Annotated in this window: 10 protein-coding genes; 5 read left to right on the top strand and 5 right to left on the bottom strand. The window is 72.5% G+C overall.

Features of this window, described 5'->3' with window-relative positions; genetic code table 11:
* The first annotated feature begins 46 nt into the window (after positions 1-46).
* Complete coding sequence (locus tag OG758_RS27635; RefSeq protein ID WP_326712418.1) at positions 47-2,446, top strand: HAD-IC family P-type ATPase; 2,400 nt, start codon at positions 47-49, stop codon at positions 2,444-2,446.
* A gap of 5 nt (positions 2,447-2,451) precedes the next feature.
* Here OG758_RS27635 and OG758_RS27630 read toward each other — a convergent pair whose 3' ends face one another.
* The 4 genes from OG758_RS27630 to OG758_RS27615 form a co-directional block, all read right to left on the bottom strand.
* Positions 2,452-3,381, bottom strand: coding sequence for a hypothetical protein (locus tag OG758_RS27630; protein WP_326712417.1), 930 nt, complete (start codon positions 3,379-3,381; stop codon positions 2,452-2,454).
* A gap of 186 nt (positions 3,382-3,567) precedes the next feature.
* On the bottom strand, positions 3,568-6,714 hold the full coding sequence (locus OG758_RS27625) for a sacsin N-terminal ATP-binding-like domain-containing protein (protein WP_326716047.1): 3,147 nt from the start codon (positions 6,712-6,714) through the stop codon (positions 3,568-3,570).
* 97 nt (positions 6,715-6,811) lie between these two features.
* Positions 6,812-7,528, bottom strand: a complete 717-nt coding sequence (locus OG758_RS27620; protein WP_326712416.1) for a hypothetical protein — start codon at positions 7,526-7,528, stop codon at positions 6,812-6,814.
* A 106-nt stretch (positions 7,529-7,634) separates the two neighbouring features.
* The gene (locus OG758_RS27615) at positions 7,635-8,558 is read right to left on the bottom strand and encodes a DUF3027 domain-containing protein (protein WP_326712415.1); all 924 of its coding nucleotides are present in this window, start codon (positions 8,556-8,558) and stop codon (positions 7,635-7,637) included.
* 335 nt (positions 8,559-8,893) lie between these two features.
* Here OG758_RS27615 and OG758_RS27610 point away from each other — a divergent pair, with 335 nt between their 5' ends.
* From OG758_RS27610 to OG758_RS27595, 4 genes are all read left to right on the top strand, one after another.
* On the top strand, positions 8,894-10,291 hold the full coding sequence (locus OG758_RS27610) for an MFS transporter (protein ID WP_326712414.1): 1,398 nt from the start codon (positions 8,894-8,896) through the stop codon (positions 10,289-10,291).
* 102 nt (positions 10,292-10,393) lie between these two features.
* Positions 10,394-10,870: a DUF2771 domain-containing protein gene (locus tag OG758_RS27605; protein WP_326712413.1), complete on the top strand. Its 477-nt coding sequence runs from the start codon at positions 10,394-10,396 to the stop codon at positions 10,868-10,870.
* On the top strand, positions 10,840-11,547 hold the full coding sequence (locus OG758_RS27600; RefSeq protein ID WP_326712412.1) for a futalosine hydrolase: 708 nt from the start codon (positions 10,840-10,842) through the stop codon (positions 11,545-11,547). Before OG758_RS27605 ends, OG758_RS27600 begins: the two co-directional genes overlap by 31 nt.
* Positions 11,544-12,401 carry a 1,4-dihydroxy-6-naphthoate synthase gene (locus OG758_RS27595; RefSeq protein ID WP_326712411.1) on the top strand — a complete coding sequence of 286 codons (858 nt, stop codon included), beginning with the start codon at positions 11,544-11,546 and terminating at the stop codon, positions 12,399-12,401. The genes OG758_RS27600 and OG758_RS27595 overlap by 4 nt, the downstream gene beginning before the upstream one ends.
* Positions 12,402-12,421: 20 nt before the next feature.
* Here OG758_RS27595 and OG758_RS27590 read toward each other — a convergent pair whose 3' ends face one another.
* A complete protein-coding gene (locus tag OG758_RS27590) occupies positions 12,422-12,805 on the bottom strand; it encodes a cold-shock protein (protein WP_116512381.1) in 384 nt (127 codons plus the stop codon).
* Positions 12,806-12,817 lie beyond the last annotated feature (12 nt).

Below are 12,817 nucleotides of genomic sequence, written 5' to 3'. Positions count from 1 at the left end.
CGCACCCGAGGGGTGAAGCCGCAAATCCGCCCGTACTGTCGTTTGCATGACGCACATCGACGCGGGCGCCGAGCTGGACCCGGTCCACCCGGTGCCGCTCCCCCAGCGGGCGAGGGGGCTCACCACCGGCGAGGTGGCCGAGCGCGTCGCGCGCGGCGAGGTCAACGACATACCGGTCCGCAGCTCCCGCTCCACCACCGAGATCATCCGCGCCAACGTCTTCACGCGGTTCAACGCGATCATCGGCGTCCTCTGGCTGGTCATGCTGTTCGTCGCGCCGTTCCAGGACAGCCTCTTCGGCTACGTCATCCTCGCGAACACCGGCATCGGCATCATCCAGGAGCTGCGCGCCAAGAAGACCCTCGACTCACTCGCCGTCATCGGCGAGGCGAAACCGACGGTCCGGCGCGAAGGGCGCGCCACCGAGATCTCCACCTCCGCCATCGTCCTGGGCGACCTGATCGAGATCGGGCCGGGCGACAAGATCGTCGTGGACGGCGTGTGCGCCGAGGCCGACGGGCTCGAGATCGACGAGTCCCTGCTCACCGGCGAGGCCGACCCCGTCGTCAAGCACCACGGCGACCAGGTCATGTCCGGCAGCTTCGTCGTCGCCGGCGGCGGCGCGTTCACCGCCACGAAGGTCGGCCGCGAGGCCTACGCCGCGCAGCTCGCCGAGGAGGCCAGCCGCTTCACCCTCGTCCATTCCGAGCTGCGCACCGGCATCTCCACGATCCTCAAGTACGTCACCTGGATGATGATCCCGACCGCGATCGGCCTCGTCATCAGCCAGCTCGTGGTCAAGCAGACCGACTTCAAGGACTCCGTCGCACGGACCGTCGGCGGCATCGTGCCGATGGTCCCCGAGGGGCTCGTCCTGCTCACCTCCGTCGCCTTCGCGATCGGCGTGATCCGCCTCGGCCGCAAGCAGTGCCTCGTCCAGGAACTCCCCGCCATCGAGGGCCTCGCCCGCGTCGACACCGTCTGCCTCGACAAGACGGGCACCCTCACCGAGGGCGGCATGGACGTCACCGAGCTGCGCCCGCTCGGCGACGCCGACGAGGGCTACATACGCAAGGCCCTCGGCGCACTCGGCGAGTCCGACCCGCGGCCCAACGCCTCGCTCCAGGCGATCATCGACGCCTACCCCGACAGTGAGGAGTGGCGCTGCACCGAGTCGCTGCCCTTCTCCTCTGCCCGCAAGTACAGCGGCGCCGCGTTCAGCGAGGGCGACGGCACCTCCAGCGCTTGGCTGCTCGGCGCGCCCGACGTCCTCCTGCCGGCCGGGCACCCGGTGCTCGCCGAGACCGAAGAGCTCAACCACCGGGGCCTGCGTGTCCTGCTGCTCGCCCGCGCCCGTGGCGACCTCGACGACCCGGCGGTCAAGGAGGGCGCCGAGGCCGTCGCCCTGGTCGCCATGGAGCAGCGGCTGCGGCCCGACGCGGCGGACACGCTGCGGTACTTCGCCGACCAGGACGTCCACGCGAAGGTCATCTCCGGGGACAACGCGGTGTCGGTGGGCGCCGTCGCCGGGAAGCTGGGCCTCGCGGGCGCGCAGGACACGGTCGACGCCCGCACGCTCCCCGCCGACCAGCCCGGGATGGCCAAGGCCCTCGACGAGAACACGGTGTTCGGCCGCGTCACCCCGCAGCAGAAGCGCGACATGGTCGGTGCGCTCCAGTCCCACGGGCACACGGTCGCGATGACGGGCGACGGAGTGAACGACGTGCTCGCCCTCAAGGACGCCGACATCGGCGTCTCCATGGGCTCGGGCTCGGAGGCGACCCGCGCCGTCGCGCAGATCGTGCTCCTCAACAACAGCTTCTCCACGCTGCCGTCGGTCGTCGCCGAGGGCCGCCGCGTCATCGGGAACATCACGCGCGTCGCGTCCCTGTTCCTGGTCAAGACGGTCTACTCGGTGCTGCTCGCCGTCCTCGTGGTCTGCTTCCAGGTCGAGTACCCGTTCCTGCCGCGGCACCTGACGCTGCTGTCGACGCTGACGATCGGCATCCCCGCGTTCTTCCTTGCGCTCGCGCCCAACAAGGAGCGGGCCAAACCGCAGTTCGTGAGGCGGGTGATGCGGTACGCGATCCCGGGGGGCGTCGTCGCCGGGGCCGCCACCTTTGTGACGTACATGATCGCCCGGCACTCCTACACGGGCTCCGGCATGCTCGACGCCGAGACGAGTTCGGCGACGCTGACGCTGTTCCTCGTGTCGATGTGGGTCCTCGCCATCATCGCGCGGCCCTACACCTGGTGGCGGGTGTGCCTGGTGGCCGCGATGGGCGCGGCGTTCCTGCTCGTCCTCGTGGTGCCGTGGCTCCAGGACTTCTTCGCGCTGAAGCTGGTGGGCGTGTCGATGCCGTGGACGGCGGTCGGCATCGCGGCGGTGGCGGCGGTCGCCCTGGAATTCCTGTGGCGCTGGGTCGACCGCCGCTTTCCCGTCTAGGACTTCTACCGCACGTCGACGAAGTCACCCGTGGCCTTGACGGCCGGGGTGGTGGAGGTGCCGAGGAAGTTGTAGCGCCAGTAGCCGTCGTACGTGGCCGTGGACGTGGTCTTCAGCGAGCCGGTCGAGGACGACGTGACCGACTTCAGGTACGTCGTCGGGTACGTCGAGGAGCTCGTCTTGCGGAACTGCAGCTTCACCGACTGGCTGGTGTAGCCGGCGTACTTGTGGGTGTCCCAGTTCGCGCGGGTCAGGGCGCCCGTGATGGTGAGCGTGCCGCCCTTCTTCACGGGCTCGGGGGACGCGTTGACGGTGAGCTTGGAGTAGCGCTGCAGGGCGTTGGACGACACGGCGTCCTGGTACGCGGTGCCGATCTTGCTCGGGTCGCTGGGGCTGTCCGGGTCCTGGCCGTTGTACGCGACGGCGAACGCCTCGCCGGTCCATTTGGCTCCGGCGTCGACGTTGGTCAGCGCCTCCTGCGGGTTGATGTCGATGCTGCCCTTGCAGTTCGCGACAGTCGACGAGGCGGCCGTGCAGGTCGCCGGGGCGTCGCCGAACAGGGCGTTCCCCTCGTCGGTGCGGTAGAGGTCGACGCCCGGGACGAAGTCGTCGGCCGTCGGGTCCACGTCCGAGCCGTGGGTGAAGGTGAAGCTGTACGAGACGTGCACCGTGTTGGTGGTGCCGACAACGATGGCGGACTTACCGCTGTTCACCTTGATGTTCGAGAAGGTGGCGTCCATCACGTATGGGTCGCCGGCCTCGGTGGCGGTCAGCGAACGGGCCTGCGGAGCCGAGTGCCCCGCAGCCTTCTGGGCGACCTGGTGAGCCTGCGCCAGGCTCGGCTGGTCGGTGGCCTGCGCGGCCGGCACGGCGAAAGCGGCCAGGGCGAGAGAGCCGGTCACCGTCGCGGCGGCCATGGTGGCACGTATGCGCATGTGTTCCCCAAGTTGGAGAAGGGGTCCCACGGTGTTGATGCCGTCACGCGGGACCCAAGTGATCTAGGAGCCTGTTGGCTCGCAAGATCAGACATGCGACTGGAGGGATCGGTTGTACGGGCGGTGAACTCTTGTGATCACCTTTACCTTTACTTGCCCGCACTCGCCCGTGCCCCTGAAGCACACTCAGTCGAACCAGCGGTCCCGGGCCAACTCCGCGGTGCGGGAAGGGTCCTCCAGCAGGGCCGCGACCTCGAAGCGGCGCGGCCACTGGCCCGCCGCCCACGCCAGGCCCGCCGCCACGCCCTCCAGGGTCGAGGCGTGGACCGTGCCGTCGGACGTGCGCCGCCAGTCGACCTCCACCCCGGCGACGAACAGCTCCTCGTGCTCGACGTACCTCTGCGGGGTCGCCGGTCCGAGCAGGGTGCGTACGGACTGCGGCACCGGATGTCCGGCGCCCTCCTGGGTGACCTCGGCGTCCGCGGTCGCGCTCAGCCGTCGCACCTGGAACAGGTCCGCCAGATCCGCGGCCCGTTCCGGACTCACCGGCAGCAGGGCCAGCCCGCCGGCCAGAGGCAGCAGATCGGGCGCGTCCGCGACGACGGCGTCGGCCGCGTCCACGACCCTGACCTCACCGTCCACCACGGCCCGCAACTCGTCGGGCAGGGTCACCTGCTCCGGGTCGAGGTCGGCCAGCGCCCCGTACAGGGCGTGGAGTTGGGCCGCGCCGACCTCGCGCTCCGGGTCGGCGAGCCGGTCGAGGAGCTCGGCCGCGCCGCCGGGCTCGTCGAGGAGCGCGGCGACGGAGGTGCGTACGCCGAGTGCGCGCAGCACCTGCTCGTCCTCGAACCCGGTCGCGTCCGCCGGGTCGTAGAGCCCGGCGAGCAGCGGGTCTCCGCCCGCCGCGCGCAGGCCGGCCGGCCGGCGGCCGTCGAGGACGGGGTGGTCGCGCAGCCACCAGGCCGTGTACGGGCGGACGATCTCGTGCGTGCCGTCGGGCAGCAGGACCCGTACGGGCTGGGTGAGGGCGTCACGCAGCGGCGGACGGGACAGCAGGGCGAGGGCCTGGGGCCAGCGGTCGTCGTCGACGAGGTCCAGGTCGCGTACGGCGACGAGTTCGGTGGCGACGGGCGGCACGGGGGTGTCGGGCAGCCGGTCGAGTACGTCCTCGCACCACACGTCGACCGCGTCGAGCAGGCCCGCGTCGTCCGGCTCCGCGAAGTCGCCGTCGCGCGGGTCGAGTTCGTCCGGGTCGAGGACCACGTCGGCGGCGCGGACCAGGGCGAACCCGGCGAGGACACCGCACGCGGCGAGCGGCTGCTCACCCCACCGCTCGGCGAGGTCGCCGTCCACCATGGCGAGTTCGCCCTCGCGGACGACCTGCGCGAACGGGCTGCCGGGCAGCACGAGTTCACCGGCGGGCGCCAGCTCGCCCTCGTCGTCGGGCAGCGCGAGCGCACCCAGCCACGGCTCGTCCCCGGGCTCCAGGTTCGCGTCCCGTACGAGGGTGAGGACCAGCTCGGCCAGCTCGTCCACGCCGACCGGGCCGTCGTCGTCGAGGGACCAGACGTCGTCGTCGAGCGAACCGGCGACGGCCGCCCGCACCTGAGGGGTCGTCAGAACGGCGCGGGGCGTCGCGGGCAGTGCGCCCAGCTTTTCGAGCAGCGGGTGCGCGGCGTCCACGTGGGCGACCTTGAGGCCGAGCCGGGCGAGCGACTCACCCGGTGTCGCGTCCGGCATGGGCAGCAGCACCTGCCGCGGCCCGATGGTCGTACGCCCACCGGCCAGCGGCACCGGGAGCCCGGTGAGCCGGTCCGGGTCGACGCCCGCGAGGCTGTCGTAAAGGCGCCGCCACCAGCCCGGCTCCTTCTCCAGGCCGGCGAGCCGGTCGACCGCCTCCGTCAGCGGGACCCGGGCGACCTCCAGGGTCCGCAGCTCGACGCGGCGTTCGAGTCCGGCGGGCAGCAGGCACGGCAGGACCTCGGCGAGGACCCGCACGGTCTCGGCGCCGGCGCCCTCGACGACCTCGGCCTCGCGCGGCCGCAGCGTCTCGGGCAGTCCGTCGGCGTCGTCCTTCGTGCGCGGCAGCGCGGGCGGCAGGAACGCGGTGCGCGGCAGCCGGGCCAGGATCGCCCCGCGCAGGCTGCCGTCCAGCTCGCCCCGGCCGAGCGGGCCCGGCACCAGGCCGAGGACAGCGGTGCTCACCGGGCGCCATCCGGCGAGGAGTTCGGCGTAGGCGTCGGCGGCGCGCTCCACCAGGAAGTCGGTGAGCGGCCCGGGGGCGGCGTGCCGCCGGGTCGTGTCGAGGGGGAACGAGGCGATGAGCAGGGCGGGCACGCCGAGCGGTTCGTCGCTGGGGGTCGGCGCGTGGAGCACGGGCGCGCTGCGGGGCGGCTCGGGGGCGCCGTCCGTGTCCACGGGCACGGCCCAGGTCACGGACCAGTGCGGGCGGAGGCGCTCTTCGAGGGGCCGGTCGGCGAGGAGTGCGGCTTCGAGCGGGCCGTTGCGGACGAGGACACGCCAGCGGGTCGTGACGCTCTCGCGCCCGCCGGACGCGGCGTCCTCGCGCTCGTCGTCCACCGCCACGTACGGCCCGTCGGTCCTGCGGCGCAGGATGCGGGTCCCCGACCCGGTCTCCACGACGACCTCGTCGAGACCGGGCAGGGCGAGGAGGAGCGTGTCGTCGATGGCGTCGATGAGCCGCGCTGCGAGCGCCTCCGCCGCGGCGTCGCGCAGCGGCAGGATCACGACGGTCTCGTACGGGTCCGGGGCCGAGCCCTCCGCGGCGAACGGGAGCCTGAGCAGCGGCACATGGCCGTCCCGGCGGCGCAGTTCGTCGCCGAGGCCGGGGCTGTGCCGCGCCGTGTCGGCGGCGAGGCCGCGCGCCTCGGCCAGCGACCAGCGCACCCCGCCCGTGCGGCCGACGACCGCGGGCTCGTCGGTCACGGCGAGGACGGCGGCGAACCCGACGCCGAACCGGCCCACCGCTCCGTCGCCCTGTTCACGCTTGGCGGAGGCCCGCAGCGTGGACAGCGACTCGACACCGGCGGCGTCCAGCGGCGCGCCGGTGTTCGCGGCGACGAGCACGCCGTCGCGCAGGGTCAGGGAGAAGCGGCCGGGGACACCGGCTCGGGCGGCTGCGTCGGCGGCGTTCTGGGCGAGTTCGACGACGAGACGGTCGCGGTAGCCGCCGAGGGCGAGGTCCTCCTCGGCGTTGGCGTCCTCACGGAAGCGGGCCGGGCTGCCGGCCCAGGCGTCGAGGACCCCACGCCGCAGACGGGCCGTCCCGAACGGGTCCATCCCCTCGGCTGCCGGGCGCACGATCTTGCTCACGCTCACGGTGTGGTCTCCCTCTGCCGTTCACCCAGGCCAACCCTGGCGACGCAGACGCTACCGCGCGAGAGCCCGCGGCCCGCAATGAGCGGGCTGGTCAGGATGTACGGGCGAGTTTCCCGAGCTGGGCTTCGACGAGGGCGTGAGCCGAGAGCCTGACGTCACGCTCGGCCTGGGGCCCGGCCCCCATCACCTGACCCTTCACGATCACCACGACGGACCCGGCGCGTACGACGACAACGACGGACGTGTCGAAGCGGGGATGCTTCTTGTTCCACTCGGCGGCAACCCGGTACGACACCGCCTCGTCGCCGAGCTTCTCCGCACGGCTCGACACCGTCCTGTGCGCGCCGTCGTCGTCCCTGAAGCCCGGACAGTCGGCCAGATCGGCGCGCAGGCCCTTCATCACCGCCCGCGCGTCCGCGCCGTTGTGCGCGAACAGTGACATGATCAGCGCGCTGTGCCGCTTGCCGTCGAAAGCCCCACGCGACACGCGCACCTTGGTCTTCGGGTCGGTGTTCTGGGAGAGCCCGAGGCCGACGGCTCCGCAGTACGGGACGGCGTTCGCAGGCAGCGACGGCACCTCCTTCTGCGGGACTTCCAGGATGTCGACGCCCCGCGCGTCGCCCTCGCCGAGCGCCGCCCTCTCCAGGACCTCCCGGCTCAGCCGCTCCTCGGTCACCTTCGGTGCCGGCTTCACCGACGGGACGGCCTGCTTCGCGACGGCCGGGGGCTTCCCCCCGCTCTCGCCGCACCCCACCGCAAGACCGAGTACGGCCACCGCCGTCACGACACGCAGAACTGAACGTCTCAAGGTCCCCACCCCAATGCCCCCACCAGCGCACCCCTAGCACGCCGGAGGGGGACGCTACTGCCTATGAGGGCCCTGTGTGACCAGGGAAATCCTGCGCGGCCGGTGGCTACGAGTGCCCCAGGTCCTCCGTGCCGTCCGGGATCGTCGGGACCGAGCCCGAGTCCGCCGCCGGGCGCAGCGGGAAGGGGTCCACGCGCGTCTCGTCGATCACGTGGGGAGCCGGCCGGGGAGGCTTCGGCATGACGGCCGCCTCGGAGTGCCCCCCGCAGCCGTACGCGAGGGAGACGACCCGGCCGTCCGCCGGGGAGAACTCGTTGGCGCAGACGCCGAAGGCCTGGCCGAGCGAGCCGCCGATCCGGGCCAGGAAACCGCAGGACACGCAGGTGGCGGGGGCCGCCTGCGCCATCTGGGTCTTCGCCCCGAACGCCTCGTCCCAGCGGTCGGCCGCGACGTGGAGGCCGTAACGGGACAGCACCCGGGCGCGCCGCATGCCGAGCTCCTCGGCGACCGACGCGATGGAGCCGCGCTCGGGCACGACGGGCAGTTCCGCGGGCGGTCCCACCGTCAGCTCGGCGTCCTCCGCCTCGACGAGTTCGGCCATCTCCTCGGACACCACGGAGTTCGGCGGCGGGGCGTCCTCACCCGAATAGCCGGGCTCCAGCCGAAGATCCTCGGCGTCGGTCGGGAGCAGGTCGCCGGGGCCCATGTCGCCGGGCCGCAGCCGCTCGCTCCACGGCACCCACTCGGGGGCGAGGAGCGCGTCGGGGCCGGGCAGCAGTACCGTCTCGTCGAGGGTGACGACCTTGGCGCGCGAGGCCCGCGCGACCGTCACGGCCCACCGCCAGCCGCGGTAGCCGAACTCCCTGCACTCGAAGAGATGCGTGACGACCCGGTCGCCCTCGACGACCACGTCGACGTGCTCGCCCACGACTCCTGGCGCGGCGGCCTCCTCGGCCGCGGTCCGCGCGAGGCCTACCGCCTCGGCGCACAGACGGTCAGGGGTGCGGCTTCGCGTTGTCGCTGCGCTCACAGGTATCGCTTCTCTCCTACGCCGTCTCACGAGTGCGCCACCCTTGCGCGGGGGTACGAACGGAGCGGACCAGGGGGCCGCGTCGACGTCCGCGCCCGAACGTCCCCGGGCGCACCTACGTCACCCATTCTGCGGGATGACCGAGAGGCGCGCGGCCGAGCACAGCTGCCGCAGGCGCGTTACGCACGCTACCTTCTCCTGGCCCGTGCGCCCACACCGACGTACAAGTAGCTGTGTCCTGCACCACGCGGCGGGGCGGTTCCAGGGGGCCGTACCGGCGACCCGCTCCGCCGATATCGGCACTAGTCACCACCTTCCGGGGGCACTATGGCTGGGTGACTTCCGCAAGGTCGTCCTCGCGCGCAGCAGGCGGATCGGGCCCGGTACGCAGGGCGGTCCGCGGGCTCGGGCGCGCCCTGCACCTGCCGTTCACCGGCACGGCGCGCGGAATCCGCAAAGCGACCCACGCGCACGGCGCGGGCGAGTCGGGTCTCGGAAAACTGATCGAACTGCACGCGGTGAACGGCGCCGGCGACGTCATGATCACCATCGCGCTCGCGTCCACGGTGTTCTTCTCGGTGCCGACGGACGAGGCGCGCGGGCGCGTCGCCCTGTACCTCGGCATCACGATGGCGCCCTTCGCCATCCTCGCGCCCGTCGTCGGGCCGCTCCTGGACCGGCTGCCGCACGGGCGGCGCGCCGCGATGGCCGCTTCGATGCTGGCGCGGGCGCTGCTCGCGATCGTCCTGTCCGGGGCGGTGATCAGCGGCGGCGTGCAGCTGTACCCGGCGGCACTGGGCGTCCTGGTGGCGTCCAAGGCGTACGGCGTGGTCCGCAGCGCCGTCGTGCCGCGCCTGCTGCCACCCCGCTTCTCCCTGGTCAAGGCCAATTCGCGGGTGACGCTCGGCGGGCTCCTCGCCACCGGTGTGGCCGCGCCGGTCGGCGCCGGGCTGCAGATCCTCGGGCCGCGCTGGCCCCTCTACGGCGCGTTCGTGATCTTCATTTCGGGGATGGTCCTGTGCTTCCAGCTGCCGCACAAGGTGGACTCGGCGAAGGGCGAGGGGAAGGCGCTCCTCGCGGCCGACGAGCAGCATCTGCACGGCCCGCGCAAGGAGACGACGAAGCAGAAGCGCCCCGGTCTGCGCACGGTCGGCCCGGCCGTGACGCACGCGCTGTTCGTCAACGCCTCGCAGCGCTGCCTCTCCGGCTTCCTGATCTTCTTCCTGGCGTTCCTGCTGCGCGAGCACCCCATGCCGGGGCAGAGCGCCGCCGTGTCGCTCAGCATCGTCGGCATCTCGGCCGGCGCGGGCAACGCGCTGGGCACGGCCGTCGGGGCATGGCTCAAATCACGGGCGCCGGAGATCATCATCGTGACGGTGGTGGCGGCGGTCCTGGGCGTGGCGATCACGGCCACGCTGTTCTTCAGCGCTGCCCTCACGGCGTGCCTGGCGGCCGTCGCCGGGTTCGCGCAGGCCCTCTCCAAGCTGTCCCTGGACGCCCTGATCCAGCGCGACGTCCCGGAAGAGGTCCGCAACTCCGCGTTCGCCCGCTCCGAGACCCTCCTCCAGATGGCGTGGGTCGTCGGCGGCGCCATCGGCCTCGCACTGCCCCTGAACGGAGCACTGGGCCTCGGCGTCGCCGCGGCGATCGTCGGAACGGGCTGGCTGACGACCGTACGGGGCCTGCTGGCCGCCGCGCGCCACGGCGGCCAGGGACGCAGCCGCGTGGCGTGAGGGACGGCCGGGAGAGCGGGAGATCCACTCCGGATGGCGTGAGCATGCGGCACGCCGTACCCGCATGGCGAGTGTGTGCGAGCCGCCAGATAGCCTGCCCGCATGACCTCCCTGCGTTTCACCGTGCGCAACCGCCGCACCGTGGCAGCCGCCGGCGCCGTCGCTGCCGGGCTGCTCGTCCTCTCGGCCTGCGACAAGCCGACGCCGCTGGCGACCATCACGGTCGGCCGCTCCACGGTGACGTCGGAAGCCGCCTGCTACAACGACGGCAAGGCCCTGAACGCCTCCGCGCTGAAGGACTGCCTCAAGAACAAGGACATCAAGTCCATCAAGGTCGACCCCGACGCGACAGTCCGCTTCGGCGTCGACCCGAAGATCGCGGACAAGGGCTGGACCCTGCTCATGAACGGTCAGCCGCTGACCGACTCCAGCCACAAGACGTACCGCACCGTCCCGGGCAGCGTGTTCTTCAACCAGCAGTACGGCGCCACGGGCAGCTCCACGACGGTCTCCATCGTCGAGGGCAGCGGCTCGAACGCGACCGGCCTGTGGTCGTTCAAGCTCAAGAAGGACGCCTGACGGAGCGTGGGCGGGTCCTGATCGCCACCGCCGTCCCCGCGGAGCGGGACGCGGTGGCCAGGGGCCTGTCCGAGGCGGGCGCCGCGCACCCTGCCGTCGATGTCGTCGCGGTGGGCGTCGGGCCCGCCGCCGCGGCGGCCGGTACCGCCACCGCCCTCACCACCGCCGCCCTGTCGGGGCGGCCGTACCGTCTCGTCGTCTCCGCCGGGATCGGCGGCGGATTCCAGCCGGACGCGCCCATCGGCTCCGTCGTCGTCGCCGACGCGCTGACCGCCGCCGACCTGGGCGCCGAGACCCCCGACGGCTTCCTGCCCGTCACCGAACTCGGCTTCGGCACGGTCACGCACCTCCCGCCGCCCTCCCTCGTAACGGACGTCGCCGCGGCCACCGGCGCGCTCACCGGCACCGTCCTGACCGTCTCCACGGTGACCGGCACCGCGGCCCGCGCCGCCGAGCTGCTGGGCCGTCACCCCGGCGCCGCCGCCGAGGCGATGGAGGGCTTCGGGGTCGCCGAGGCGGCCGCCGCGCACGGCGTGCCCGTCCTGGAGATCCGCGCCGTCTCCAACGCCGTCGGCCCCCGCGACCGCGCGGCCTGGCGCATCGGCGACGCACTCGCGGCGCTCACCGAGGCGTTCGGGAAGTCCGCGCCCGTACTGGAGAGTTGGAACCGCACATGACGCACCCCGAAGATCTCAGGATCGCCTTCTCGCCCTGCCCGAACGACACGTTCGTCTTCGACGCGTGGGCCCACGGCCGCGTCCCCGGGGCGCCCGCCCTCGACGTGACCTTCGCCGACATCGACATCACGAACGGCGTCGCCGAGCGCCGCTCCCCCGAATTCGACGTGCTGAAGGTGTCGTACGCCGTCCTGCCGTACGTCCTCGACGACTACGCGCTGCTGCCCTGCGGCGGCGCGCTGGGCCGGGGCTGCGGCCCGCTCGTGCTCACGCGCGAGCCGGGCGTCGACCTGACCGGGAAGACGGTCGCCGTCCCCAGTGAGAAGTCGACGGCGTACCTGCTGTTCCGCCTCTGGACCGCGGACGTCGTGCCCGGCGGGGTCGGCGAGGTCGTCGTGATGCCGTTCGACGAGATCATGCCCGCCGTGCGGGACGGCAAGGTCGACGCCGGACTCGTCATCCACGAGGCCCGCTTCACGTACCAGAACTACGGCCTGCACTCCCTCGCCGACATGGGCGAGCACTGGGAGAACACGACCGGACTGCCCATCCCGCTCGGCGCGATCATCGCGAAGCGGAGCCTGGGCGAGGACCGGCTGCGCCGACTCGCCGAGGCGGTCCGCACATCGGTGCGCATGGCCTGGGACGACCCGGAGGCCTCCCGCCCCTACGTCCAGGAACACGCCCAGGAGATGGACCCGTCGGTGGCGGACCAGCACATCGGCTTGTACGTCAACGAGTTCACGGCCGACCTGGGCGAGAACGGCTATGCGGCGATCCGCGGTCTGCTCACGCGCGCGGCGGCCGAGGGGATCGTGCCCGCCCTCGGCCCGAACGCGCTCGCGTTTCCGTAGAGGTCGTGCGTCAGCGGCAGTTACACGTCCAGTTGGTCGGCCACCGCTCGCAGCAGGCCCGCGATCTTCGCGCCGGAGGCCTTGTCCGGGTAGCGGCCCTTTTCCAGCATCGGCGTGATGTTCTCGAGGAGAGTCGTCAAGTCCTGGACGATCGATGCCAGTTCGTCCGGCTTGCGGCGCTGCGCCGCGGCCACGGACGGGGTCGGATCGAGGATGGTCACGGAGAGCGCCTGGTCGCCGCGCTGTCCCGCGACGACGCCGAACTCGACACGCTGGCCCGGCTTGAGAGCGTCCACGCCGGCCGGGAGTACGGAGGAATGCACGAAGACGTCGCCGCCGTCGTCGCGGGAGAGAAAGCCGAAGCCCTTCTCGCTGTTGAACCACTTGACCTTGCCGGTAGGCACGTGAAGTCCTCG

Origin of the sequence: Streptomyces sp. NBC_01474, assembly GCF_035918215.1 — a bacterium.
GTDB lineage: Bacteria > Actinomycetota > Actinomycetes > Streptomycetales > Streptomycetaceae > Streptomyces > Streptomyces aureus.
The sequence above is the reverse complement of the archived record's forward strand: the minus strand, read 5'-3'. Positions and strand labels throughout refer to the sequence as shown.